At 61.3% G+C, this 25248-nt stretch carries 22 protein-coding genes; 17 read left to right on the top strand and 5 right to left on the bottom strand.

From position 1 onward, the window contains the following. The first annotated feature begins 164 nt into the window (after positions 1-164). The 8 genes from F8A88_RS06545 to glyA all read left to right on the top strand — a co-directional run bounded on the left by F8A88_RS06545 (position 165) and on the right by glyA (position 6728). Positions 165-698, top strand: coding sequence for a YceD family protein (locus F8A88_RS06545; protein ID WP_151150342.1), 534 nt, complete (start codon positions 165-167; stop codon positions 696-698). A gap of 70 nt (positions 699-768) precedes the next feature. Then, positions 769-948: a 50S ribosomal protein L32 gene (gene rpmF, locus F8A88_RS06540; RefSeq protein WP_151150341.1), complete on the top strand. Its 180-nt coding sequence runs from the start codon at positions 769-771 to the stop codon at positions 946-948. Beyond that, positions 941-1990 carry a phosphate acyltransferase PlsX gene (gene plsX, locus F8A88_RS06535; protein ID WP_151150340.1) on the top strand — a complete coding sequence of 350 codons (1050 nt, stop codon included), beginning with the start codon at positions 941-943 and terminating at the stop codon, positions 1988-1990. The genes rpmF and plsX overlap by 8 nt, the downstream gene beginning before the upstream one ends. A gap of 33 nt (positions 1991-2023) precedes the next feature. Further along, positions 2024-3007 (top strand): beta-ketoacyl-ACP synthase III, encoded by a 984-nt coding sequence (locus F8A88_RS06530; RefSeq protein ID WP_151150339.1) that lies wholly within the window; start codon positions 2024-2026, stop codon positions 3005-3007. Between the two features lie 103 nt (positions 3008-3110). Continuing rightward, the gene (gene fabG / locus F8A88_RS06525; protein ID WP_151150338.1) at positions 3111-3854 is read left to right on the top strand and encodes a 3-oxoacyl-[acyl-carrier-protein] reductase; all 744 of its coding nucleotides are present in this window, start codon (positions 3111-3113) and stop codon (positions 3852-3854) included. Positions 3855-3888: 34 nt separating this feature from the next. Beyond that, complete coding sequence (locus F8A88_RS06520; RefSeq protein ID WP_151150337.1) at positions 3889-4122, top strand: acyl carrier protein; 234 nt, start codon at positions 3889-3891, stop codon at positions 4120-4122. A gap of 109 nt (positions 4123-4231) precedes the next feature. Beyond that, on the top strand, positions 4232-5470 hold the full coding sequence (fabF, locus tag F8A88_RS06515) for a beta-ketoacyl-ACP synthase II (protein WP_151150336.1): 1239 nt from the start codon (positions 4232-4234) through the stop codon (positions 5468-5470). Positions 5471-5489: 19 nt separating this feature from the next. Further along, positions 5490-6728, top strand: coding sequence for a serine hydroxymethyltransferase (gene glyA / locus F8A88_RS06510; protein ID WP_151150335.1), 1239 nt, complete (start codon positions 5490-5492; stop codon positions 6726-6728). Positions 6729-7116: 388 nt separating this feature from the next. On the opposite strand, the gene F8A88_RS06505 is transcribed toward glyA, so the two are convergent. Further along, positions 7117-8037 (bottom strand): Gfo/Idh/MocA family protein, encoded by a 921-nt coding sequence (locus tag F8A88_RS06505; protein ID WP_194163276.1) that lies wholly within the window; start codon positions 8035-8037, stop codon positions 7117-7119. A gap of 157 nt (positions 8038-8194) precedes the next feature. On the opposite strand from F8A88_RS06505, the gene lpxB reads away from it, so the two are divergent. Genes lpxB through F8A88_RS06490 form a run of 3 tightly spaced genes read left to right on the top strand, consistent with a single transcriptional unit; the run spans position 8195 to position 11383 of the window. Continuing rightward, positions 8195-9328 (top strand): lipid-A-disaccharide synthase, encoded by a 1134-nt coding sequence (lpxB, locus tag F8A88_RS06500; protein WP_151150334.1) that lies wholly within the window; start codon positions 8195-8197, stop codon positions 9326-9328. After that, complete coding sequence (locus tag F8A88_RS06495) at positions 9325-11013, top strand: glycosyltransferase family 2 protein (protein ID WP_151150333.1); 1689 nt, start codon at positions 9325-9327, stop codon at positions 11011-11013. Before lpxB ends, F8A88_RS06495 begins: the two co-directional genes overlap by 4 nt. A 43-nt stretch (positions 11014-11056) precedes the next feature. Next, complete coding sequence (locus F8A88_RS06490; RefSeq protein ID WP_151150332.1) at positions 11057-11383, top strand: hypothetical protein; 327 nt, start codon at positions 11057-11059, stop codon at positions 11381-11383. 16 nt (positions 11384-11399) lie between these two features. On the opposite strand, the gene F8A88_RS06485 is transcribed toward F8A88_RS06490, so the two are convergent. Next, positions 11400-11630: a cold shock domain-containing protein gene (locus F8A88_RS06485; RefSeq protein ID WP_151150331.1), complete on the bottom strand. Its 231-nt coding sequence runs from the start codon at positions 11628-11630 to the stop codon at positions 11400-11402. 86 nt (positions 11631-11716) lie between these two features. After that, positions 11717-13207 carry an ABC transporter ATP-binding protein gene (locus tag F8A88_RS06480; RefSeq protein ID WP_151150330.1) on the bottom strand — a complete coding sequence of 497 codons (1491 nt, stop codon included), beginning with the start codon at positions 13205-13207 and terminating at the stop codon, positions 11717-11719. 83 nt (positions 13208-13290) lie between these two features. Here F8A88_RS06480 and F8A88_RS06475 point away from each other — a divergent pair, with 83 nt between their 5' ends. Together F8A88_RS06475 and hypF are read left to right on the top strand one after the other, a co-directional pair. Further along, complete coding sequence (locus F8A88_RS06475; protein ID WP_241667373.1) at positions 13291-14214, top strand: DUF362 domain-containing protein; 924 nt, start codon at positions 13291-13293, stop codon at positions 14212-14214. A gap of 59 nt (positions 14215-14273) precedes the next feature. Next, positions 14274-16607 carry a carbamoyltransferase HypF gene (gene hypF, locus F8A88_RS06470; RefSeq protein WP_151150328.1) on the top strand — a complete coding sequence of 778 codons (2334 nt, stop codon included), beginning with the start codon at positions 14274-14276 and terminating at the stop codon, positions 16605-16607. A 189-nt stretch (positions 16608-16796) separates the two neighbouring features. Here hypF and F8A88_RS06465 read toward each other — a convergent pair whose 3' ends face one another. Further along, entirely contained in the window at positions 16797-17936 is a 1140-nt protein-coding gene (locus F8A88_RS06465; protein ID WP_151150327.1) for a pyridoxal-phosphate-dependent aminotransferase family protein, read from the bottom strand. 337 nt (positions 17937-18273) lie between these two features. Between F8A88_RS06465 and F8A88_RS06460 the strand changes: the two genes are divergently transcribed. From F8A88_RS06460 to F8A88_RS06445, 4 genes are read left to right on the top strand one after another with little or no spacing between them, the layout of a single operon-like run. After that, complete coding sequence (locus tag F8A88_RS06460; protein WP_151150326.1) at positions 18274-21801, top strand: FAD-binding and (Fe-S)-binding domain-containing protein; 3528 nt, start codon at positions 18274-18276, stop codon at positions 21799-21801. 2 nt (positions 21802-21803) lie between these two features. Then, a complete protein-coding gene (gene ruvX, locus F8A88_RS06455; protein WP_151150325.1) occupies positions 21804-22214 on the top strand; it encodes a Holliday junction resolvase RuvX in 411 nt (136 codons plus the stop codon). After that, positions 22193-23281 (top strand): endolytic transglycosylase MltG, encoded by a 1089-nt coding sequence (gene mltG, locus F8A88_RS06450; RefSeq protein WP_151150324.1) that lies wholly within the window; start codon positions 22193-22195, stop codon positions 23279-23281. The genes ruvX and mltG overlap by 22 nt, the downstream gene beginning before the upstream one ends. 40 nt (positions 23282-23321) lie before the next feature. After that, on the top strand, positions 23322-24446 hold the full coding sequence (locus tag F8A88_RS06445) for a Ppx/GppA phosphatase family protein (protein ID WP_151150323.1): 1125 nt from the start codon (positions 23322-23324) through the stop codon (positions 24444-24446). On the opposite strand, the gene lepB is transcribed toward F8A88_RS06445, so the two are convergent. After that, a complete protein-coding gene (gene lepB, locus F8A88_RS06440) occupies positions 24380-25219 on the bottom strand; it encodes a signal peptidase I (RefSeq protein WP_151150322.1) in 840 nt (279 codons plus the stop codon). The two genes, F8A88_RS06445 and lepB, sit on opposite strands and share 67 nt — an antisense overlap. Positions 25220-25248: the final 29 nt, after the last annotated feature.

The following is a 25248-nucleotide window of genomic DNA, read 5'->3' as shown; positions in this document are numbered from 1 at the left end:
TAGCCACCTGCACTGCGGGAACCCCGGGGTCAGGCGGCGGGAGGAGTTTCATTAGCTCCTCGCCATGCAAAAGGCAAGGGTTTTTTTCTTGACAAGAGAAAAACTTCCCATATAGGAATCACCGGTTGCCCACGAAGGGCACCACGCACAGGAGCAGAAAAAACATGACCGAACTTTGGGTAGCACTCAACGATATCCCGGCGGAGGGCCGGGTATTTTCTTTTACGGACCAGGCCGTCTGGCAGGACCGATGGAAGGAGTTCGCCATTGCCTTGCGTCCGGGGGACGAAGACCTCCACGCCTCGGCAACGGTCATGATGCAGGGCGAAAATGCCGTGCTGGTGCGCGGCGAGCTGCACGGGTCGGTCAAGCTGGCCTGCGACCGTTGCGCACGGCAGTTTGAATTCGCCGTGAACACCACGTTCGACGCCTACGAGGAACTGGGCGGTGAACAGGAAGACCAGGAAGCCGACGTGCCCCGCCTGCGCAAACGCAAGGACGGCACACTGGAGTTCGACATGGGCGCACTGCTCTGGGAAGAGCTGGTGCTCACCCTGCCGGTGAAACCCTTGTGCAATGAAGCCTGCAAGGGCCTGTGTCCCGGGTGCGGACGCGACCTCAACACCGAGGAGTGCATCTGCGATCAGGATGACAGCGATCCAAGACTTGCAGTCTTCCGCGATTTGAAGATAAAGTAATCCCCCTCGTCAAAAGGACGAGGGCAAAAATACACGAATTCAGGAAAATTCACTCCCAAGGAGAAATATCATGGCAGTCCCCAAGAAAAAGACTTCCCGTTCCCGCAAAGGTAATCGTCGCGCCCATGACCATGTGGCTACTCCCAACGTGGTCTACTGCGAATGCGGCGAACCCGTGCTGCCCCATCGCGCTTGCGATTCCTGCGGCAGCTACAAGGGCCGTCAGGCTCTGAACCGTGAAGATGCCTAACGACAAACCGCGCATTGCCGTCGACGCCATGGGGGGCGATTTCGGCCCCCACATCGTCGTGCCTGCGGCCGTTAAGGCCGCACGGGAAGGCGTCGCCATAACCCTCGTGGGAGACGAGGACAGCATCCGCAAGGAACTGGCCGCGAATTCTGCCGGGGGCCTTGACATCGACGTGGTCCACACCACCCAGATTGTCGAAATGGAAGACAAGCCTGCGGACGCGTTGCGCCGCAAGCGCGATTCTTCCATTCAGGTTGCCTGTCGCCTTGTGCGCGAAGGCAAGGCGGACGGCGTTGTCAGTGCGGGTAATTCCGGTGCCACCGTGGCCTGCGGCATGTTCGTGCTGGGCAGGATCAAAGGCGTGCAGCGTCCGGCTCTGGCCAGCGTCATGCCCACGGAAAAGAACCCCGTGGTGCTCATTGACGTGGGCGCCAACGTGGATTCCAAACCCAGCCACCTGCTGCAGTTCGGCCTCATGGCCGACGTGCTTTCCCGCGATGTTCTGGGCGTGGAAAAACCCACGGTCGGCCTTCTTTCCATCGGAGAGGAGGAAGGCAAGGGCAACGCCATGGTCAAGGATTCGTTCGACCTCTTCCGCAGTTCGGACCTCAACTTCATCGGCAATGTGGAAGGCCGGGACATCTTTACCGGCGATGTGGACGTGGTGGTCTGCGACGGCTTTGTGGGCAACATCGCCCTGAAGCTTTCCGAAGGACTCGCCGGCTCCATGAACAAGATAATGAAACGCGAACTCAAGAGCAGCCTGCTTTCCAAGCTGGGCGCAATGCTCTCCATGCGCGCGTTCAAGCGGTTCAAGAAAGTGGTGGATTACGCCGAATATGGCGGCGCCCCCCTGCTTGGTCTCAAGGGACTGGCCGTGGTATGTCACGGCAAGAGCAACCCCAAGGCCATGACCAACGCCATCCTCATGGCGGCGACCTTCGTGACCAACAAGGCCCACGAACACCTCGCCGCCGGACTGGATGCTCACCAGAGCCTGTCCAACGGAGCCGGGAGCGGAGAACACAACTCTGCAGCCTGATCGCCCGACGACGACTCAAACCCCACCCCAATCATGAGCAACGATATCGTCATTCGCGGACTCGGCCGCCATGTACCCGAGAAAATCCTGACCAACGCCGACTTCGAAGCCATCGTCGACACCTCGGACGAATGGATAACCACCCGCACGGGCATCAAGGAACGCCACGTGGTGTCCGAAGGCGAGTACAACAGCGACCTGGCCGTGGGCGCGGCCCGCATGGCCCTGAAAAACGCGGGCATGGAAGCCGAGGAACTGACCCACATCATCATGGGCACCATCACGGCGGACCACGTGGTTCCCTCCGGTGCCTGCGTGGTTCAGGAAAAGCTCGGCCTCAAGCACCGTGTGGCCTATGACATCAGCGCGGCCTGCTCGGGCTTCATTTTCGGGCTGGAAAACGCGCGCGCCATATTGGCACTGCACCCCGAAGCCAAGGTTCTGGTCATCGGTGTTGAAGTGCTGACCCACAGGACCAACTTCGAAGACCGCTCCACCTGCGTGCTTTTCGGCGACGGTGCCGGGGCGGCCATCCTGACCCAGGGTGGCGAAGGCCCGAAGCTGCTGGACGTGAAACTGTCCACGGACGGATCCCTGGCCAACCTGCTCACGGTTTCCGGCGGCGGCTCCGCAGCCACCTACAAGTTGGGCGACACCGTGGGCCCCGAGTATTTCATCCAGATGCAGGGCCGCGAAATCTTCAAGCACGCCGTACGTTCCATGACCGGCATCTGCAACCAGATACTGGAAGATAACAACCTGACCAACAAGGACGTGGACGTGCTCATTCCGCACCAGGCCAACTGGAGAATCATCGACGCGGTGGGCCGCAAATTCGAGATTCCCGCGGAGCAGGTTTATTCCAATGTGCAACGATTCGGCAACACTTCTGCCGCGTCCGTGCCCCTTGCCCTTTCCGAGGCGGACGAAACCGGCTTCCTGAAAGAAGGGAATCTGGTTATGCTTACGGCATTCGGCGGCGGTTTCACATGGGCGTCGGCGCTGTTGCAGTATTAACACGGATTTCAAACAATCATTTGCCGTGGATTTGCAGTCATGGCCGGTTTGGTATATCTGATTCCATCGATAGAACAAACCACAGACGAGGAAACCGACAACTATGAGTGATCTTCCGAACATCGCGCTGGTGACGGGCGGCTCCCGCGGCATCGGCCGCGCCATTGTCGAACGTCTCGCGCAGGACGGTCTTGAAGTCTGGTTCACCTATGTGAGCCGTCCGGAAGAAGCCGAAAAGGTCGTGGCGGCCGTTGGCGAAAACGGCGGCACTGCCCGCGCCTTCAAACTCGACTCCGGCGACAGCGACGCCATCGCCGCTTTCTTCAAGGACGAGATCAAGGGCAAGGCACATCTCGCCGCGCTGGTGAACAATGCCGGCATCACCCGCGACGGCCTGCTCATGCGCATGAAGGACGAAGACTGGGATACGGTCATCCGCATCAACCTGACCGGCTGTTTCGCGTTCCAGCGCGAGGCCGCCAAGATCATGTCCCGCCAACGCGACGGCCGCATCGTCAACATCACCTCGGTGGTGGGACAGATGGGCAACGCGGGCCAGGCCAACTACTGTGCGGCCAAGGCCGGACTCATCGGCCTGACCAAATCCACCGCGCGTGAACTGGCAGCGCGGAACGTGACCGTCAACGCGGTCGCGCCCGGCTTCATCCAGACAGAAATGACGGCGTCCCTGCCCGAAAAGGTCGTGGAAGCCATGCTTGAACAGATTCCGTTGAACCGCCTCGGCCTTGCCGAGGACATCGCTGCTGCTGTATCCTATCTCGCCGGACCCGGCGCAGGGTACGTCACAGGCCAGGTGCTGGCCGTGAACGGCGGCATGTATATGTAAGACATCAACTAAAAACAGCATACTGGAGGGGACAATGTCCGACGTTGCAAACAAAGTTAAAGACATTATCGTAGACCAGCTCGGCGTGAGCGCCGACGAAGTCGTTGAAGACGCTGCCTTTGTCGAAGACCTGGGTGCGGATTCTCTGGACCTTACCGAACTGATCATGGCCATGGAAGAAGAGTTCGACGTTGAAATCGACGACGAAGTGGCCCAGAAGATCCTCAAGGTCAAGGATGCCATCGGCTACATTGAGAAGACCAAATAGCCGACCGCGCCATTGAAAGCACGATGATAAAGGAGCGTCTTATGGCCCCTTCCGGGGAGTAAGACGCTCGTTTGTTATTGATAACCCACCAACAAGCGAGAGACAGGATATGAACAGGGTTGTCGTCACCAGTGTTGCGGCCGTAACCCCTCTCGGCAACGATGTGGAGTCCAGCTGGAAAAACCTGCTGGCCGGAAAATCCGGCATTGCACGCATCACGGGCTTCGATCCCTCGGAATTCAAGACCCACATTGCCGCCGAGGTCAAGGATTTCGACCCGTGCCTGCACATCGAGAAAAAGCAGGCCAAGCGCATGGAAAAATTCACGCAGTATGCGGTTTCCTGTGCAAAGATGCTCCTTGCGGACGCGAACTGGACCATCCCCGAAGAGGAAAAGGCCACCACGGGTTGTGTACTCGGCGTGGGCCTGGGCGGACTGGAGAGCATCGAAAACACTCACTCCAAGATGCTCCAAAAGGGACCGGGAAGAATATCCCCGTTCTTCATTCCGACCATCATCGCCAACATGGCCGCAGGACAGGTCTCCATCGCCACCGGCGCCATGGGGCCCTGCATCTGCCCCACCACGGCATGTGCTTCAGGCACGCACGGCGTTTACGCCGCATACTCGGACATCAAGCTCGGCCGCGCCACAGCCATGATCTGCGGCGGTTCAGAATCCACGATCAGCCCGCTGGCCGTGGGTGGATTCAACGCCATGAAAGCCCTATCCACGCGCAATGACGAACCCGAACGCGCCTCCCGGCCCTTTGACGCCGAACGCGACGGATTCATCATCGGCGAGGGATGCGGCCTGCTGTTGCTTGAGTCGCTCGAGCACGCCCAGGAACGCGGCGCCAACATCCTTTGTGAAATCGTGGGCGCCGGGGCTTCCGGCGATGCCTATCACATGGCTGCGCCGCCCGAAGACGGACGCGGCATGGAATTCGCCATGCGGGCCGCCCTGCGCGAATCCGGCGTCACGCTGGAAGACGTTGATCACATCAATGCGCACGGCACGTCCACCAAGCTCAACGACATGTGCGAAACCCGCGCCATCAAGAACATCTTCGGCGACCATGCCAAAAATATCGCCATCTGCGCCAACAAGTCGCAGCTGGGCCATCTGCTGGGTGCGGCCGGCGGCGTCGAGGCCGTTTTTGCGGCCAAGACCATTGCCGAGGGCGTGATCCCCGGCACGGCCAACTATGAAAACCCCGACCCGGACTGCGATCTGGACTACTGCGCCAACGGCCCCAGAAAGCAGCAGGTCGAATATGCCTTGAGCAACTCCTTCGGATTCGGCGGCACCAACGGCTGCGTGCTGTTCAAACGTTTCCAAGGATAACCAACCACAAGGACCGAACATGGAAGAGCTGCTTATTCAGGATCCCGAAGTCGCCTCTGCCATCATGGCGGAAGTCGACCGGCAGGTGAGCAAGCTGGAGCTGATCGCCAGCGAAAACTTCGTGTCCACTGCCGTGCGTCAGGCGCAGGGCAGCGTGATGACCCACAAATACGCGGAAGGCTATCCCGGCAAGCGCTACTACGGCGGTTGCGAATTCGTGGACGTTGCCGAAGATCTGGCCCGTGAACGCGCCAAGGAACTCTTTGGCGCAACATACGTCAACGTGCAGCCCCACTCCGGATCGCAGGCCAACATGGCCGTGTACTTCGGTTGCTGCAAGCCCGGCGACACCATCCTCGGCATGGACCTCTCCCACGGCGGACACCTGACCCATGGCTCCCCGGTCAACTTCTCGGGCAAGCTCTTCAATGTGGTCAGCTACGGCGTGAGCAAGGAAACCCAGACCATCGACTATGATCAGGTGCTGGAACTCGCCAAGGAACACAAGCCTGCCATGATCGTGGCCGGAGCCAGCGCCTACCCGCGCGTCATCGACTTCAAACGCTTCCGCGAAATCGCGGACGAGGTCGGTGCCAAGCTCATGGTGGACATGGCCCACATCGCCGGACTCATCGCGGCCGGGGAACATCCCAGCTGCATCGAATACGCGCACTTCACCACCACCACCACGCACAAGACCCTGCGCGGTCCGCGCGGCGGCATGATCCTCTCCACCGAGGACCAGGAAAAAGTGCTCAACTCCCAGATATTCCCCGGCATCCAGGGTGGCCCGCTCATGCACGTCATCGCGGCCAAGGCCGTGGCCTTCGGCGAAGCCCTGAGCCTCGGATTCAAGGAATATCAGGCGCAGGTCGTCAAAAACGCCAAGGTACTGGCCAACGCCCTGACAGAAGCCGGCTACAATCTGGTTTCGGGCGGCACGGACAACCACCTCATGCTCATGGACCTGACCAACAAGGACATCACCGGCAAGGACGCTGAAATCGCGCTGGACAAGGCGGGCATCACCGTGAACAAGAACACGGTTCCCTTCGAGACCCGCTCCCCGTTCGTGACCTCCGGCATCCGCCTTGGTACGCCCGCACTGACCACCCGCGGGATGATCGAGGAAGACATGGTCGTTGTGGGCGAGGCCATCGTTGCCGCGCTCGAAAACTACAAAGACGACAAAATCCTGAACGAAATCAGCAAGGAAGTGGAAGACTTCGCCCGCGAATTCCCGCTCTACGCCTGGTAGCGCCCGGATACGTTCGATATATTGTCCCGCACGGCCACATGGTCGTGCGGGACTTTTTTTATGGAAAACAATGCCTCCGGCGGCCAAAGAACCTTTTGGGAAAAAGGTTCTTTGGAATCTCCCAAACTTTTTATGGCTGCGCCCACCCTGCTTTCGCAGGGCGGGCGCAGATTGGAAAGCAATTAACAACTTGATAAATATATAAAAATTACACAAACCATCCTCTTTTTTGCACCACCCGTTTTGCATTCAAAGAATGCAAAACAGAAAAGGGTCAAGGGACGTGTCCCTTGCGGGTGCAGGGCAGAGTCCTGCACTACTGCCCAGGTAAACAAACAAGCCCCGTGCCGAATCGGCGCGGGGCTTGTTCAATCTCGATCAATACGCTCTAGTCGGCGCATTCGAAAATGCGCTCGAACGCCTCCAGCACCCGCAAGCCGTCCTCGCCGGAAACGGGCATGGGCTTGCCCTCGCGCAGTGCGCCAAGAAAATCCGTGAGCTCGGTCTTGACCGGCTCGCGAAACATGAGCGGCCACTCGCGCACGGAATAGGCGGCGTCGTAGGTTGAAAACGCGCTGTATTCCTTGACTTCCTGCGTGATCAGGTTGGCGGAAATGTACTTGGATTCGCAGGCCACGGAAACCTTGCGGGCCTTGTACGGGGTGACCCAGTTGGTGGAAATGTTGGCCAGAACGCCGTTTTCCATTTCCGCGGTGATGAGCGCGGTATCCTCGTGCTTGCCCAGCGTGCTGGACTTGACTGCATACAGGCTCTTGAATTCCGATCCGGTGATGTTGCGGATCATGTCCAGATCGTGCGCACCGAGGTCCTTGATCACGCCCACGTCCTGAATACGCGGCGGATACGGTCCCACGCGCTCGATGGTGATGGAGATCATGTCCTCGCCCACCAGTTCCTTGACCCGCTGCACGGCCGGGTTGTAGCGCTCGATGTGGCCGACCATGAGGGACACGCTTTTGGCCTTGGCGGCTTCCACCAGATCACGGCCCTGCTGTACGTCCACGGCCAACGGCTTTTCAATAAGCAGGTCGATGCCCTTGTCGATGATCGTCAGGCCCACGGAGTGGTGCAGGCTGGTGGGTACGCACACGCTGACCGCGTCGATGTCCAGCTTCAAAAGCTCGTCCAGATCCGCAAAGGTTGCCACGCCGAACTGCTCCTGGGCCTGCGCGCGGGCTTCCTTGTCCACGTCCATTACGCCGACAACTTCCACATCCGCCATTTCCGTATAATTCCGAAGATGTATGCGGCCCATCCATCCGAGGCCGATAACCGCTACTTTCATCATGATGATACACTCGCTTTCCGAGGGTTTGTATGGAGGTCTGATTCGTACCGTCATGCGCGGCGAAAGGCAAGGCCCGCGCCAAAATGTACATGCCGCCCGCACAAAAAACAGGGACCTCGTCTTGCGATTGCCACGGGTTCGGGATACTACCGGGTCCATGAACAACACAAGCGGCCCCATCTGGATCGGCGCGGGAGAAGCCTCGGGCGACATGCACGGCGCACTGCTGGCAAAGGCGCTCCTGAAGCAGGACCCCGACACGCGGCTCGCGGGCATGGGCGGCCCGGCCATGGAAAAGGCGGGCGTGGACATCCGCTACCCCATGCAGCTCATCTCGCTGGTGGGGCTGACAGAAGTCATCGGCGGGCTGCCGCGCATACTGCGGCTGCTGCGGCAGGTGCGCGAGACCTTCGAGCAGATCCGGCCCCGGGCCATCGTGCTCATCGACTGCCCGGATTTTCATTTCCGCGTCATCCGCATTGCGCGCAAGCTGGGCATCCCGGTCTACTATTACATCAGCCCGCAAATATGGGCATGGCGCTCGGGCCGGGCGAAATTCCTGCGCGACAACGTGCGCCGGGTCATGTGCATCCTGCCGTTTGAAAAGGAATTTTACGCCACGTTCGGCATGGACGTGGATTATGTGGGCAATCCGTTGGTGGACCAGATTCCGCTGGACGAGCTGGACAACCTGGACGTGGACGACGCGCATGTGGGCCTGCTGCCGGGCAGCCGGGGCAAGGAAGTGGCTACCCTGTTGCCGGAATTCGCCCAGACAGCCCGCAACCTGCTGCAAGACCGCCCGGACCTGAAATTCACCATCATCCGCGCGCCGGGCATGGATAAAAGCCGCCTGCTGGAGTTCTGGCCCGACGACCTGCCGGTGCACATCGCCGAGCCGGACCAGCGCTATCATGTCATCCGCTCCAGCCGGTTCGTCATGGCCGCCTCCGGCACCGTGGCGCTGGAATGCGCGCTCATCGGCACCCCGGCCCTCATCGCCTACAAACTTTCGGCCATCAGCTACAAGGTGGCGCAATGGGTGGTCAACGTGGAGTTCGCCAGCCTGCCCAACCTGATCCTCGGCCACGAAGTCTATCCCGAACATTTGCAGGAACGGGCCTCGGCCCCGAGCCTGACCCAAACCGCCACGCTGTGGCTGGAAAACCAGCAGGCATACAACGGCGTCAAGAACGAGCTGGCCCGGCTGCGCACCATGCTGGGCCAACCCGGCGCGCCGGACAGGGCCGCACGCATCATACTCGACGACCTTGCAACGGAGGCGAAATGAACATTGCCAACCTGCCCGTGGCCGAAACCGGCATTCTTGCCCCGCTCAGGCGGCATCTGCCCTCGTGGGCGCTCGGGTCGGAAGCCACCACGCACCAGATGGGCATGATGCAGGGGCTTTCCATGCTGGAGGCCGGACATCCGGGCTGCACACCGGCCTGCAACGCGCTGGCGCACTGGGCGTGGTCGTTCGATCCCATGAACCGCGACCTGCTGCAACGCCAGATGGACCGCCACGGTTCCCACACGTTTCTCACGGCTCATTGCTTCGGCCTGTCCATGGCGCTGGCAAAGGCCATTCCAGCCCTGCGGGGCGAAGACGCGGACCTGATTCCCACCTGGGAAGCCATCATGTCGCAGGGCGACGCCGAACTTGCATTGGAATTCCTGCAACTTTCACTGGCCCACCCGGTGGTGGGCATGCCATGGCTGGCCCGCTGCTGGCACGACCTGCTGTTGTTCGGCCGCCGCGACCTGTGCGAAACCGCCCTGCGCATGGCCCCGTGGCCCGAGGCCCTGCACCCGCTACGCACCCGCCTGCACGCGGAAATGACCATGCATCTTGCCGAACCGGAAGAAGCTTTGCAGGCCATGGACGCGGTGGACGATTCCATCTGGGGCGCGTGGAAAAGATACTGCACGGGCGACCTGCAACTGCGCGCCGGACAACAGGCGCAGGGTATGGCAACGCTGGCCCTGCTCTGGCAGGCCATGCCCTGGCACGTGAACCTGACCCTGAAACTTTTCGAATTGCTCAACCCTGCGCCCATGGGCACGGACGAGCAGACCCGCGACGTGGCCGTGCTGGCCTATTCGTGGAACAAGGCCGAACTGCTGGCCCGCACGCTTGAGAGCGCGGAAGCGTCCGACCTGAGCCACGCCCGGATTTTCGTGCTGGACAACGGCAGCACCGACGAGACTCCGTCCGTGCTGCGCTCCTTTGCGGACCGCTTGGGCCCGGACCGCTTCACCCCGGTGACCCTGCCCGTGAACGTGGGCGCGCCCCCGGCCCGCAACTGGCTGTTGTCCCTGCCGGAGGTCCGGTCCTGCGCATGGGCCGCGTTTCTGGACGACGACGTGGTCCTGCCCAAGGACTGGCTCAAGCGCCTGCTCGGGGCAAGCCGCATGCATACCAACCCCGGGGCCGTGGGCTGCCGCATTACCGCTGCAACCGCGCCCTACGGTCTGCAATCCGCGGACTTCAACCTTTTCCCCAACATGCCCGAACCGCGCCCGGCAAACGAACTGCCGGACCGCATCCGCGCCTTTGAAAACTGCTCGGGCGGGCTGGACACAGGCCTGTACACCTATTCGCGCCTGTGCCACTCGGTGAGCGGCTGCTGCCATATGATCAGCATGGACGCCATCAACAAGGCCGGACCGTTCGACGTGCGCTTCAATCCCTCGCAGTTCGACGACATAGACCGCGACCTGCGCTCCTGCCTTGCGGACATGCCTTCCGTGTATTGCGGATCGCTGGCCGTACGCCACGTGCAGCATTCCAGCCTTGCGCGCGCAAAGACCGCGCGGCAGGTGGGGCACGTCATGGGCAACAAGCTCAAGCTGGACACCAAATATTCGGATGTGGACATCAAGAAGCTCATCCAGTGGGACATGGCCGCCCTGTGGGCCGATCTGGAAACCAAGACAAACACGCTGCTGGACAGGTTCGGCAGGCCCGCGTAAGGCCTCCGCGCAACCACGAATCACCCCTACCCGGAAACAGACAATGAGAGACGACGTTCGCGTATACGGCGATTTTCACGGTATCACCCCGGAAATCTTTGAACAACTCAAGGAACACATTCCCTTTGAACAAGTGGAATATGACGGCGTGATGCTGCGCGTGGACCACGAAGGAAAATTTCTGGATGTGGACGATTTTCTGGAGCTGGTGGTCAAATTGCTGCCGCAGGGCGCGTGGGGCGCGCTGGACTACATCGACCATGTGGAATGGGAAGTGACCCGCTATACCATCCGGGACGGAAAGATCGATTCCAAAACCATCCCTGCGGACAACGTGCTGGACGCACACCAGCGCGAACACGGCCTGTAGCCGGGAGCGTAAGGGATCAGAGAAAGGAGCCGTGCGTCTTTTCGCCGGGGATGCGCACGTCCACGGCCCGGGGACCGCGCTCCACGTCCGTGATCTCGAAAGAAACGCGCTCGCCGGGCTTGAGGGTCTGGAACCCGTTGCGGGTTATTTCCGTGTAATGCACGAAAAGCTCCAGCCCGTCGTCATCGGTGATGAAGCCGAACCCCTTGCGCTCGTTGAACCAGCTCACTTCTCCCTCATGCCGCACGGTCACTCCTCCAAAAAAGAATGGGTTGCTGCCTCAAGCATACGGCCCCGCCCCCTTCAAGGCAAGGACGATAAGGGCCAGCCGCGTCACTTGGGAAATTCCTTTTCCCATTGCTCTCGCGGGCCGGAAAAAACGATGCGTCCGCCGTCCATGATCAGTACCCGATTCAACGCCGGTATCATCTGGTCCCGATGGTGCGTGACCAGCACCAAGGGCGTGCCGGATTCCGCCAGCTTTTCCAGAAGCGGCAGCATTTCGGAACGCGTGTGCGCATCCAGGCCGGAAAGCGGTTCATCCAGAATGAGCAGCCTCGGACCGAAGCCCACGGCCCGGGCAATGAACACCCGACGTTGCTGGCCATAGGAAAGGGAACGCAGGGTGCGCTCTTCCATGTGTTCCAGCCCGACCATGGCCAGGCAGGCCCGCGCCTTTTCCAGCTCGCCCGGCTCGGGATCCTCCAAACGGCCTATGCAGCCGCGAAACCCGGAAAGCACCGTGTCGAGCACGGAGATTTCCCAACCCAGTTCGCGGGCGAAACGGGCCTGAAATTCCTGTGAAACCAGCCCGATGCCCGGACGCACCGTGTCGAAGGGCGCACCGCCGAACCATTGGATGCTGCCCTGCTCGGCATAGGGGGCCACCTCGCTGAGCAAAAGACGCAAAAGCGTGGTCTTGCCCGCACCGTTTTCGCCCAGCACCGCCCAATTCTCGCCGGGAAACATCTCCCAGTCGATATGCTGCAACACATGCACGCCTTCCATGACCACGTCCGCATTGCGAATCCGAAACAGGTAGGGCACATCTTCGGCGTGCTTTTCGTTCGCCGCGGGCGGCATCAGGCAGGCATTGGCCGTGTCCGGCTCCATGTCCAGTCCGGACAGGTTCTCGCGGCCACCCATGCGTACGATCTCGCCCCGCTCCAGCGTCAGCACACGCCGCACGGCCTCGGGCACGTCTGCGGCATGATGCGCGGCCACCACCAATGTGGTCATGTTCGCGGCTTCTTCCACCAGGGCAAGAACCGACTCGCGTGCGCCCGAGTCCAGCCCTTCCAGACATTCGTCCAGCAGGAGCACGTCCGGCTTGAGCGCCAGCGAACGGGCGATGAGCACCTTGCGCAACTGGCCCGTGGACATGCTTTCGGCAGTCATTGCCGCCAGTCCCCGCATGTTCAGGGTGCGAAAAACGTCTTCGGCCGCCACCTCCTGCTTCACGGAAGGAGTCTCGTACAAAAGCGGCGTATCGAAAAATCCGGCCAACACGATCTCGCGCCCCGTGGCCCTGCCGCCGTGCAGCACGTAAAAATCCTGCAAATCCGGTGAAACCACGCCAATCCTGTGGCGCAGGCCGACCACGGTCTCCTGCACGCCGTCGCCAAAATCGTAACTGCGCTCGCCGTCCGCATCCGGTGCGATTTCACCGCGAAGCAGCCGGAGAAACGTGGTTTTTCCCGAGCCGTTGGCCCCGCACACGGCCCAGTGCTCCCCGCGTTCAAGCGTCCAGTCGATGGCGCGCAACAGATGCTCGCCCGAGCGGGTCACAGAGGCATTTTTCAAACAAATCATGCTGTCAACCATGGTCCGACTATCTCCGTTCAAAGGAAATTATGCAAGCATGGGCTTGCACAGGGCACGGGGAAAAACGTACACAGCAATGGATGATGCCCACAGTCGCCCTTGCCCGGATGCTGGAATACGAATCCACCCTGCTGCCCGCCACCGTGGCCCTGCTCATGAAGGAGGCCGGGTATGAACCCGCTGTCGGGCGCCGGGTGTTGGTCAAGCCCAATCTGGTATCCGCCGCAAATGCCGGGCTCTCATGCACGCATCCGCTGGTGGTGCGCGCGGTGTGCACCCATCTGCTGAACAACGGCGAACACGTGACCGTGGCGGACTCCCCGGCATTCGGTCCGGCATCCCGCGTGGCCCGCGCCGCCGGACTGGACACGGCCCTCAAGCCACTGGGCCTGCGTGTGCACAGCCTCGGCACCCCGCGCCCCACCGCCCTGCCCTGCGGCTGCACCATGGGCATTTCCTCTTCAGCGCTGGATGCGGATATCATCGTAAACATTCCGCGCCTCAAGGCGCATTGCCAGATGCGCGTCACCTGTGCGGTCAAGAACCTGTTCGGCTGCGTCACGGGTTTTCGCAAGGCTGTCTCCCACAACACTCTGGGCAACAGAGGCAACCTGTTCCGGGAAATGGTCATGGACCTGCCCTTGGCATTGCCGCCAGTGCTGACCGTGCTGGACGGCGTGCGCCCCATGCACGAGGAAGGGCCCATCCACGGCAGGCCGTTCGATCTCGGCCTTCTGGGCGCATCCGAATCGCCGGTTGCACTGGACACGGCCATATATTCGCTGTTGGGCCTTGCGACAATGGACGTTCCCCTGTGGGCCGAGGCAACAAAACGGCAACTGCCCGGCTCTGATCCGGCAGCGATCCACTTTCCGCTGGAAAAACCACAGGACTTCGACGCGCACGGTTTCGCGATTCCCACCGAACTGGACCCGATACGTTTCGAGCCGCTGCGACTGATCCGGGGCCGCCTCAAAAGCCTGCTGGCGTTTTTCCAAAAGACCTGAATCATTTCCGACCGCAGCGAACCCTTGCCACAACCCCGCAGCAAGGCTACAACTTCCGCATGTCCGTAACACGCCGCAGATACACAATCACCGGTCAGGTACAGGGCGTGGGCTTCCGCCCGTTCGTGTTCCGCATCGCCTTGGAAAACAGCGTCACCGGCACAGTGCGCAACTCGCCCGAAGGCGTGATCATCGAGGTGCAGTCACAGTCCGCACGGGTTCAGGCTTTCGGGGAAGACCTCACGGCCAAGCTGCCGCCGCTGGCGCGCATCGTAACGCTGGAGCAGGAAGACGTCGCCGCGCTGGAGGACGAAACAGAATTTTCCATCCTGCACAGCACGGCCGGACAGGGCAACAGCGTGCTCATCAGCCCGGACGTGGCCACCTGCGAGGACTGCCTCGCGGACATGCACGACCCGCAAAACCCGCGCTACCGCTACCCGTTCACCAACTGCACCAACTGCGGCCCGCGCTACACCATCACCCGCAGCATCCCCTATGACCGCCCGGCCACGTCCATGGCCTGCTTCGAGCTCTGCCCGGACTGCCGCGAGGAATACGAAAACCCGCTGGACCGCCGCTTTCACGCCCAGCCCAACGCCTGCCCCGAATGCGGGCCGCATGTGTGGCTCACGGACGAAAGCGGGGAAACAACAGCCGAGCGGCAGGAGGCCCTTGAACGGCTGGCCTTTGAACTTGCCGCCGGAAAGGTCGCTGCGGTCAAGGGACTGGGCGGATTCCATCTGGTCTGCGACGCCTGCAACGAACAGGCTGTGCAAACCCTGCGCACCCGCAAGAACCGGCCGGACAAGCCGCTGGCCGTGATGGTGCCGGACACTGCCACCGCACGAACAATCGCAGCCCTGACCCCGGAGGAGGAAGAACAACTTTCCGGCATACAGCGCCCCATCGTGCTGGCCGCCAAAACAGGCCACGCCTCCTCCCTTGCGCCATCCATCGCCCCGGATACGAATTTCATCGGCATAATGCTGCCCTACACGCCCCTGCACAACATCCTGCTGGAACTGTACGCGGCCACAGGCAACACGCCCGCGCTGGTCATGACCTCGGGCAACATGAGCTCCGAGCCCATCTGTCTGGGCAACCGCGAGGCCCTCGAACGCCTGCACGGCATTGCGGACATTTTCCTGCTGCACGACCGGGACATCCTGATCCGCTGCGACGACTCGGTGGTGCGCATGAACCCGGCCACGGGCAAGCCGCTGTTCATGCGCCGGGCGCGCGGGTTCACGCCCTCGCCCGTGTTCCTGCCCCACGATGGTCCCACCGTGCTGGGGACCGGGCCGGAACTGAAATGCACCCTGACCCTGACCAAAAAGGATCAGGCCTTTCCCTCCCAGCACATCGGCGACATGGAAAACCTTTCGGTGCACGGTTTTCACGGCGAAATCCTCGAACATCTCGAATCCATCCTGCAGGTCTCGCCCGAGCTGATCGTGCACGACCTGCACCCCGACTACGCCACCACCACCACGGCGCGGCAACTGGCCGAGCAGCGCGGCATCCCGGCCCGCGCCCTGCAGCACCACTATGCGCACATCCATGCGGTGCTGGCCGAAAACAAGTTCAGCGGTCCGGTTATCGGCCTTGCGCTGGACGGCACGGGCTACGGCGAGGACAAAACCATCTGGGGCGGGGAATGCCTGTACGTGGACAATGAATCGCTGGAACACGAACGCATGGCCCGTTTCGCGCACATCCCGCTTCCGGGCGGCGAGGCCGCGGTGCGCGAACCGTGGCGCATTGCCCAAGCCATGCTGCACGGGCTGGATCGAAAGGAACCGACAAATTACCGATGGCCGTGGCTGGACGAATTCGAAACCCAGTCCCGGCTGTTGCCGCAACTGCTGGAACGCGGCATCAATTCGCCACTGACCTCAAGCTGCGGCCGCCTGTTCGACGGTGTGGCCGCGCTCATGGGGCTGGCCAACGCCATCAGCTACGAAGGGCAGGCCGCCATCCGTCTGGAACGCGCGCAGGACATGGACGAATGCGGGGCCTATGACTGCCCGCTGACCACCGACGACCAGCCCGCCGTGCTGGACACCATGCAACTGGTGCTCGGCGTGTTGGAAGACCTTGAACGCAACGAGGACATCGGGCGCATTGCCCGGCGGTTCCATCTGGGGCTGATCAACGGGCTGACGAACATGGCCGCCGCCTTTGCCGAGGTGCTGGGCGTGGAGCATGTGGCGCTCTCGGGTGGGGTCATGCAGAACCTGACCATGGCCTCGGAACTGCCGCTCGCGCTGGAAATGCAAGGATTGCAGGTGCTGAGCCACACACGGGTTTCGCCCAACGACGGCTGCATCTCACTGGGACAGGCCGCATGGGGACAGCGGTTGCTGGCGTTGGGCCGTTTGGACGATTGATTCGGCCTGTTTACGAGGCCGAATACCTCCGGCGGCCAAAGAACCTTTTGAAAAAGGTTCTTTGGAATCTCCAAAACTTTTTGGCGCTGCGCCCGGCCCGCTTTCGCGGGCCGGGCGCAGTTTTCTGGCGTTAGGGGTATGACTTGTCAGCCTCCATGTTTCATGAAGGCGAGAGCCATCATGAAAGAATCACAGGCGGGCCAGTTCCTCGCCCAATTCATCCAGATATTCGGCCAGCAGCTCCGGGGTGATGTCACCCATATGCCCGATGCGGAAGATGGGCCGCTCGCCCGCCTCGCGCATTTGCGTATTGAGCTTGCCATAGCCCGGGTCGAACAGATAGCCCCGGGCACGCATGCGTTCCTTGAGGTCGTTCTTGAGCGCGTCGAATCCCACGGACTCGGGCGCGCGCACCGTGGTCAGCACCGGAGAACGATAGCCCTGCTGCGCAAAAAGGTCGAAACCGTCCTGTTTTTCCACCCACGCATGCACCTGATCACGCATGGCCGCATGGCGGGCGAACCGGGCCTCGATGCCCTCGGTATTGACGATGTAGTCGAGCTGCACGGCCATCTGGTTCAGCAGCGTGGTGTTGGGCGTGGTCAGCATCTGGTTCTTGCGGGCAGAAACGAGCTGACGCAGGATGTCCGAGGAATGGCCGCGCACAGGCACGGTCTCGGCCTTGGTCACTGCTTCCGGCGCGACAAAGGCGATGCCGAACCCTGCAGGCAGGGCCAAACATTTCTGGGTGGCGGTCACATACATGGCGGGCCGGGCGGAAAGCAGGCCGATGTCCGTGCCCCCGAAAATGGAAACCCCGTCCACCAGCGGCAAGGCGCCGTATTCACGCACCAGCGAACAGATGGATTCGATGTCGTTGGTCACGCCCGTGCTGGTCTCGTTGTGGGTCATGGTCACCACGGCCGGGACATGCTCCTCAAGGGCGGCACGCACACGCTCCGCGTCCATGGCGCGGCCGTTGTCGAACCGCAGTTGCACGGCCCGCTTGCCGTTGTTCACCGCGATGTTGTGATACAGGTCGCCGAACGCGCCCACGGAAATGTTGAGCACGGTCTCGTCATCGCGCACCAGCGAACGGACCGAGGCCTCCAACGCCGTGGAACCGGAACCGTTGATCAGGCAGACCTCGTATTCATCATGCACACCGGCCAGAGCGCGCAGATGCTCCATGATGGGCGCGCACCGCTTGTCGTTTTCCTTGTCGCGGTGCCCGAATTCGGGCAGGGACGCGGCCTGACGGGTCTCTTCGCGGACCAGCGTCGGCCCGGTGATAAACAGCTTGAGGCTGGCAAAATCCGAAGTATTCACGATATTCACTCCCGGTTTCGGGTTGGCGGGTGACGAGAGAAGCTACATAGCCCCGCACGGGCGCGCTGTCCAGAGTTCGGCAACTCGAAAAAATTAGGCTGCGAAACACTGTTTCACACCGTTTCCGGCATCATTTCCCATGCCTTGGACAGCCATGTCTGCGTTATGCGAAACATATTGTGAAACATTCGCCATAATAATAATTTTACCTAGCAAAAACAAATAATTACAATTTCATTTTTTTTACCCTTGCCAACGGAACACGCCAGACCTATATTTCCTGTCTTCGCGAAAACAAGACAAACAGGGCCTCACGGCCCAAGGATATTCTGCTTTCATGGCACAGCTCGGACCCCATATTTCGATTTCCGACGAACAACTCATGTCCCGTGTTTTCGGCATGGTGGACATGCAGGGATTCTCCAGCTGGCCGGAAAACGTGCGGCAACTGGCAACCAATCTGGCCGCCGAACTCTTTCTGGTCCGCTACAACCCGTTCATCGACCCCGAGCTGGTGCGCACCAGCGTGGAGCGTCGGTTGAACATGTCCAAGCCGCTCATGTCCGGCGAATATCCCAAGATCATCTCCGCAGCCATTCAGGAATTCTGGCGGCAGTTCGATGCGGACGCCGTGTTCCGCGAGCAACTGGTCAAACGCCTCAGATCCTTCATGCCCGACGAAAACATTGGCAACGAACCCAACTGCATCATCGAATCCGCCACGGACGCCACGGACCTGCGCATGGAACTGCCCATGCTGGTGGTTTTTCCCACCGAGGAAGAACACGTCCGCAACGTTGTGCGGCTGGCCGCGGAGATGGGCTTCGGCGTGATTCCGCGTGGAGGCGGCACCGGCCTGACCGGCGGCGCCATTCCCGCTCGTCAGCGTTGCGTCATCCTCTCCATGAGCCGCTTCAAACGCATCAAGGACATCGACCCCGACAACAAGACCCTCACGGCCCAGACCGGCGTGCTGACGCTCAACGCCACCAAGGCTGCTGCCGAACAGGGCCTGCTGTTCACCGTCGACCCGGCCTCCAAGGCCGGTTCCAGCCTCGGCGGCAACCTTTCGGAAAACGCGGGCGGGCCGTTCTGTTTCGAATACGGAACCACCATCGACAACATCCTGAGCTACCGCATGGTCACCCCGGACGCGAGCATCATCGAGGTCCGCCGCCGCGACCACCCGCGCCACAAGATCTTTCCGGGCGAGCGGGCCATATTCGACGTGTACGACGAAAATGGCCAGCTGATACGCACCGTCGATCTCGGCGACACCGAAGTGCGCGCCAAGGGGCTGGGCAAGGATGTTTCCAACAAGTATCTTGGCGGCCTGCCGGGCGTGCAAAAGGAAGGCGTGGACGGCATCTTCACCGAAGCCACCTTCATCTGCCACGACGCCCTGTCGCACTCCCGGGTGCTCTGCCTCGAATTCTTCGGCCGCTCCATGCGCAACGCCATGCTGGTCATCAAGGATGTTGTGGCCCTGCGCGACACCATCCGGGAACAGGGCGATCTGGTAAAAATTTCCGCGCTTGAGGAGTTCGGCCCCAAATACGTGCAGGCCATCGAGTACAAGACCAAATCCGAACAATATGCGGGCGACCCCATTTCCGTGATCATCCTCCAGCTCGATTCCGACCACGAAGACGCGCTGGACGAGGCCGCACAGACCATTGTTTCGCTGGCCGAAAATCACGAAGGCGTGGACATCTTCATGGCCCGTGACGACAAGGAAGCCGAACTCTTCTGGGAAGACCGCCACAAGCTCTCGGCCATCTCCAAACGCACCTCGGGATTCAAGATCAACGAGGACGTTGTCATCCCCCTGAACGTGGTGCCGGAGTTTTCGGATTTCCTCGAAGACCTGAACCTGAAATATCTGGCCAAGATATACCGCTCCACCCTGCATCTGGTACGCGAGCTTCCCGGCATCGACCCGGAAGACCCGGACCTGAACGAGGCCTTGGACCGCGCCCGGAAAATCCTGAAAGGGGACATCGACTTCCGCGCCATTTCGGATCAGGAGCAGGAGGGCCAATGCCGCCTGCTCTTTGCCAAATTGCGCGACACCTACCCCAAGCAGGACCGCGAGATAAAGGCCCTGTGGGAACGCATGCAGGCCAAGCGGGTGGTCATCGCCAGCCACATGCACGCGGGCGACGGCAACAGCCACGTGAACCTGCCCGTGAACTCCAACGACCCGGAAATGCTGGCGCAGGCCCACGAGGCCGCGGACGAAGTGTTCCGCAAGGTCAAGGAGCTCAAGGGCGAGGTTTCGGGCGAACACGGCATCGGCATCACCAAGATCGCCTTTCTCGGCGAGGAAAAAATCAAGGCGCTGGCCGAATTCAAGGCGCAGGTGGACCCGAAGAACATCCTCAATCCGGGCAAGCTCACCAGTCGCCAACTGCCCTGCGAGCCGTTCACCTTTTCGTTCAACCGTCTGATCAAGGCGCTGGACGCCACGGCCCTCAAGGACCGTGAAGAACTCATGCACCTTTTGCGCAACATCCAGACCTGCACGCGCTGCGGCAAGTGCAAGCAGGTCTGCCCCATGTATTTCCCGCAAAAGGGACTCATGTTCCACCCCCGCAACAAGAACATCAGCCTCGGCGCGCTCATCGAGGCCATCTACTATTCGCAGATCCAGACCGGCCAGCCCGCCCACGACCTCATGGCCCGGCTGCGCGACCTCATGGAACACTGCACGGCCTGCGGCAAATGCATGGCCGTTTGTCCGGTCAAGATCGATTCGGCCGGAGCGGCCCTGTCCATGCGCGCCTTTCTGGACTACAAGGGCAAATCCGGCCATCCGGTCAAGAAGCTGGTGCTGGAAAAAATGGCTGTGGACCCGTCCCGCCGCCTGCCGGCAACGGCCAAGGTGCTTTCCATCGGCCAGACCATGGTCAACCGCAGTGCCACATTGATCCCGGCGCGCTGGCGCAGGAAGCTGAAAAGCCCCATGTTCAAGCCGGGTCCGCAAATCGACTTCCACAACCTTTCCGAAAGCCTGCATCTGGAAAAGGGCAACGTGCTCAAGGTGCGTGGCGCCGCGCCCGAAGACACGGTGCTGTATTTCCCGGGCTGCGGGGCCAGCATATTCTCGCACGAGATCGGCATGGCCACCGTGTATCTGCTGCTCAAGGCGGGCGTGAACGTGGTGCTGCCGCACAAGCACATGTGCTGCGGCTATCCCTTGCTGGCCAGCGGTTGCGAAGAGGCCTACAAGACCAACCGCCACCGCAATGTGCAGGACCTGCTGGACACGCTGGTCATGACCGGCAAGGCGGGCCTCAAGGCCACCACCCTGCTCACCGCCTGCGGCACCTGCCGGGAATCGCTGGAATCCTATGACTTTTCTCAGGAGTTGGTGGACCCCATGCGCCATCTGGACGCCATGCAGTTCCTCATGGAACGCGTGGGACCTGTGGACTGCCCGGGCGACGTGCTCTACCATGCGGCCTGCCATGCGGAATGGGTGGGCACGGCCAAGAACAAGGCCCCGGAACAATACCGCAGCGCGCTGGCAGAAATGACCGGCGCACGCGTGGAGCTTTCTCCCGGCTGCTGCGGCGAATCCGGCCTCGGCGCGCTGACCAGCCCGGACATATACAACCGCCTGCGCGCCCGCAAGGAACAACAGCTGCAAAGCGATCTGGGCACGGACCGCAACCGCCCGGTGGTGGTGGGCTGTCCGTCCTGCAAGATGGGCATCAGCCGCGGACTCATGGAAATCCGACGCCACAATCCGGTGCTGCACACCGTGGAATATCTGGCCCGCTGCGTGGGCGGCGACAAGTGGAAACGCGAACTGGCTTCCCTGCTCGGCAGTGTGGAACGCCGGGGCTCGGTTTCGGAGTAGCCGTGCGTGCGCTGGGCATCGATTTCGGCATCAAGCGCGTGGGACTGGCCGTGTGCGATCCCACGGAAACGCTCTGCTCGCCGCTGGTCACCATCCAACGCACATCGCGCCAGGCACTTTTTGACGAAATTCTCGAAATCATTCACAATGAAAAAATAGAAGCCGTGGTGGTGGGACTGCCGCTGTCACTGGACGGCGAGGACACCCTGACCACCCGGCAGGCCCGCAACTTTGCCGAGAGCCTGACCCGGCGCACGGAAATCCCCGTACACCTCTGGGATGAACGCCTGACCTCGGCACAGGCCGAAGAGGAACTGGACATGGCAGGCGTATACGGAAAAAAACGCAAGCAGGCCCTGGACAGTCAGGCTGCCACAATCATACTCCGCTCATGGCTCGAAAGCGCACACTGATCATCATACTCATCCTGTTGGGGCTGGCCGCTGTGGCAGCCGGAACCCACGTTGGGCTGGAAGCGTGGCGTGAGCACCGTTTTCTGACGGTGCCGCCCGAACAGGCCGGGCACGACGTACTCTTCCGCGTCAGCAAGGGGCAACCCCTGTCCACAATCGCCCGCAACCTGAAAAAACAGAACATCATCACCGACACCCGCCGGTTTCTCGCCCTCGCCGTGCGGCAGGGCAAATCCCAATCGGCGCGGGCCGGGCAATTCCGGCTCAACACGAGCTGGCTGCCGGATGCCGTTCTCACCGAACTGACATCCACGCCCGGCATCATGAAACGCATCGGCTTCCGCGAAGGGCTGAACTGGTGGCAGACCGCCCGCATAGCCGCGCGTGCCGACATGGGCACGGTGCAGGAGTTCGACGCCGCCGTGCACGACAGGGACCTGCTGCAGCGATACGGCATCCCGGCGGACAGCGTCGAGGGCTACCTGTTCCCGGAGACATACCTGATCTCTCCGCCTGCCCGGGACAGGGCAAAGGTCATGGTGGCCACCATGCTGGACCAATTCTTTGCCGAGGCAGCCAAGGCATGGCCCGCAGGTCTGCCCCCACGCACAAAAATCCACAAGGCCGTGATCCTGGCCTCGCTCGTTGAAAAGGAAACCGGCAAGGCTTCCGAGCGCCGACGCATTGCCGGGGTGTTCGCCAACCGGCTCAAGCGCGGCATGCTCCTGCAGACCGACCCCACCATCATCTACGGACTGGGGCCGGACTTTGACGGCAACCTGCGCCGCAGCCATCTCAAGGACAAAACGAACCCCTACAATACGTATATGCACCCGGGGCTGCCCCCGGGCCCCATCTGTTCGCCCGGGCTGGACTCCCTGCGGGCGGTCCTCGACCCCGAACCGCACAACTACCTGTACTTCGTGGCCAAGGGTGACGGCACGCACCATTTCAGTGCCACGCTGGCCGAACACAACCGGGCCGTGCACAAGTACCAGATCCGCCGCAACCGCAATACCTACCGCTCCTACGAAAAAAAAGACGCCAGCCCAAAAAACAGAAAATAACCAGTTGGACGAAAACTCATTCTCGCTCTATTGTCGTACCATGAAAACGTCCCGGCGCCTGATACTCATCACTCTGCTGGCCATACTGCTGGCCGGCACGGGTTTTTATCTGCTCCGCGGCAACAACCTGACGCGCCGGGCAGCGCTGGATATCGGCTCCGGGTCCATCAAGTGCAAAGTGGCGGATGTTGATACAAAAAATGGGAAAATCGTCCATATAGTGGAACAGATGTGGCGCAAGGCGGACTTCAAGGAAAGCATTGCCCGCGACCCGGCCAAACGTATTGCACCATCCGTTGCCGCCGAAGGCATGAACATCCTGCGCGACTTCGTGGCCAAGAGCCGAGAGCTGGGCGCAACCCAATTTGCAGCCGTGGGCACGCAGGCATTCCATGAGGCCTCCAACGGCCGGGAATACTTCCGTACCATCCGCGAAACGCTGGGCATCCCCGCCGTGATCATAACCCAGGAACAGCAGGCCTGCCTCGGATTCGAGGCCGCACGCCAGCACTTTGATATTCCCGCCCGTTCCATGGTTGTCTGGGACATCGGTGCGGCAACCATACAACTGGCAGCCAGAGCACGAAACGGCAGCCGCCTCTATTCGCTGGGCACACAGGCCTCGGTGGGATTCAAGAACTACGTCATCGAAGAAATTCAGCACGAAAATCTGGCCTTTCGCCAAAGCCCCAACCCCATGAGCTATTCGGATGTGCAAAAGGCGCTGCGTCACGCCCGCTGGCTGGCCGACACATCCACATCCGAAGCAATGAAACGGCACATCCACGCCCATGACGCCACGGTCATCGGCATTGGTCCGGTGCACGCTATCAGCATCATGGGACAGATACTGGGCAAACCCTGGGACAAAAACGATCCGTCCGCCCCGCAAAAATATACCGCGGATCAGGTCCGCGATGCGCTGGACCATCGGTTCGGCATGACGGACGGAGCCATTGGCGGCGATTTTGCCAACGTGCAGATCACCAACCTGATTCTTGTGCTCGGCTACATGGAAGCTCTGGACATACAGGAAGTGGTTCCGGCAAGCATCAACATGGCCGACGGGTTGCTGGTTGTGGGAGAAATCAAGGACGATCAGTCCAGCCGAATGCCCAAACGCGCACCCGACCCCGGGAACAGCCCGGAATCCCCGGCCCAGTAAAGATACAACGCACGGTAGCCCATGCGTTCCCGGCCCACCGGCCCGAATACTCTCGAATCCATGGAATGGCCGCGATTGTCACCCATGAGCCAGTATTCGCCGACGTCAAGCAGGCGCACCTGTTCATCGGAATCCCCGCTGTCGGCAACGCCCTCTTCATACGCAGCATAGGGCTCGGCCAGATCAACGCCGTCTATGCGCACATGCCCGTGCGTCACGCGCACGGTCTCACCCGGCAACCCCACCACCCGCTTCACGTACCAGATTCCGTCCCTGCCCGGGGGATGAAACACCACCACGTCGCCGCGCAGCAGAGGCTCGTCCGCATCAAGCACGGCCCCCATGAAGCGGTCGCCCGGAACGAGCGTCGGCTCCATGGACGGGGAAGGCACCTTGAAGGTCTGGTAGAGATTGTTGCCCAGCAGCCAATCCATGCCCAGCGTGGCCAATATCCCGAAGGTCAGCACCGCAACATAGATCCAGCCCCGGTTGAACGACCGCAGCACATAGGCCTGCCGCCTGCGCGCGCTCAGGGCTGCGTCGCCCACGGCTGCGCCCAGAAACAAGACGATGCCCGCCAGGCCCTGCATCATGCCCGCAAAGGTTGCGAACCGGGACACCAGCCATGCGCACAGCAGATATTCAATCAGGAAAAAGAACAGGGCCTTGCGCCACTGTCCATTGTAGAGTTGCCCCAGCCCCGGAGCCAGCAGGGAAAGCGCCCCGGCCCGGAGCGGGCTGCGCGGTTTGAGGTGTGCCACGTGTTCAAGCATGCTCTGTCATACGCCCGAATAGACGCGCC

Source organism: Pseudodesulfovibrio senegalensis (genome assembly GCF_008830225.1).
In the GTDB taxonomy this organism is placed as follows: domain Bacteria; phylum Desulfobacterota; class Desulfovibrionia; order Desulfovibrionales; family Desulfovibrionaceae; genus Pseudodesulfovibrio; species Pseudodesulfovibrio senegalensis.
This window is presented reverse-complemented; position numbering and strand designations above follow the sequence as displayed.

Excerpts from the sequence above, each read along its gene's own strand:
- F8A88_RS06495 (WP_151150333.1), top strand. The coding sequence starts at position 9,325 with ATGAACATTGCCAACCTGCCCGTGGCCGAAACCGGCATTCTTGCCCCG.
- F8A88_RS06480 (WP_151150330.1), bottom strand. The coding sequence starts at position 13,207 with ATGGTTGACAGCATGATTTGTTTGAAAAATGCCTCTGTGACCCGCTCG.
- F8A88_RS06490 (WP_151150332.1), top strand. The coding sequence starts at position 11,057 with ATGAGAGACGACGTTCGCGTATACGGCGATTTTCACGGTATCACCCCG.
- F8A88_RS06545 (WP_151150342.1), top strand. The coding sequence starts at position 165 with ATGACCGAACTTTGGGTAGCACTCAACGATATCCCGGCGGAGGGCCGG.
- lepB (WP_151150322.1), bottom strand. The coding sequence starts at position 25,219 with ATGCTTGAACACGTGGCACACCTCAAACCGCGCAGCCCGCTCCGGGCC.
- F8A88_RS06460 (WP_151150326.1), top strand. The coding sequence starts at position 18,274 with ATGGCACAGCTCGGACCCCATATTTCGATTTCCGACGAACAACTCATG.
- fabF (WP_151150336.1), top strand. The coding sequence starts at position 4,232 with ATGAACAGGGTTGTCGTCACCAGTGTTGCGGCCGTAACCCCTCTCGGC.
- plsX (WP_151150340.1), top strand. The coding sequence starts at position 941 with ATGCCTAACGACAAACCGCGCATTGCCGTCGACGCCATGGGGGGCGAT.
- hypF (WP_151150328.1), top strand. The coding sequence starts at position 14,274 with ATGTCCGTAACACGCCGCAGATACACAATCACCGGTCAGGTACAGGGC.
- glyA (WP_151150335.1), top strand. The coding sequence starts at position 5,490 with ATGGAAGAGCTGCTTATTCAGGATCCCGAAGTCGCCTCTGCCATCATG.
- fabG (WP_151150338.1), top strand. The coding sequence starts at position 3,111 with ATGAGTGATCTTCCGAACATCGCGCTGGTGACGGGCGGCTCCCGCGGC.
- mltG (WP_151150324.1), top strand. The coding sequence starts at position 22,193 with ATGGCTCGAAAGCGCACACTGATCATCATACTCATCCTGTTGGGGCTG.
- F8A88_RS06445 (WP_151150323.1), top strand. The coding sequence starts at position 23,322 with ATGAAAACGTCCCGGCGCCTGATACTCATCACTCTGCTGGCCATACTG.
- F8A88_RS06475 (WP_241667373.1), top strand. The coding sequence starts at position 13,291 with ATGCCCACAGTCGCCCTTGCCCGGATGCTGGAATACGAATCCACCCTG.
- lpxB (WP_151150334.1), top strand. The coding sequence starts at position 8,195 with ATGAACAACACAAGCGGCCCCATCTGGATCGGCGCGGGAGAAGCCTCG.
- F8A88_RS06530 (WP_151150339.1), top strand. The coding sequence starts at position 2,024 with ATGAGCAACGATATCGTCATTCGCGGACTCGGCCGCCATGTACCCGAG.
- F8A88_RS06505 (WP_194163276.1), bottom strand. The coding sequence starts at position 8,037 with ATGATGAAAGTAGCGGTTATCGGCCTCGGATGGATGGGCCGCATACAT.
- F8A88_RS06520 (WP_151150337.1), top strand. The coding sequence starts at position 3,889 with ATGTCCGACGTTGCAAACAAAGTTAAAGACATTATCGTAGACCAGCTC.
- rpmF (WP_151150341.1), top strand. The coding sequence starts at position 769 with ATGGCAGTCCCCAAGAAAAAGACTTCCCGTTCCCGCAAAGGTAATCGT.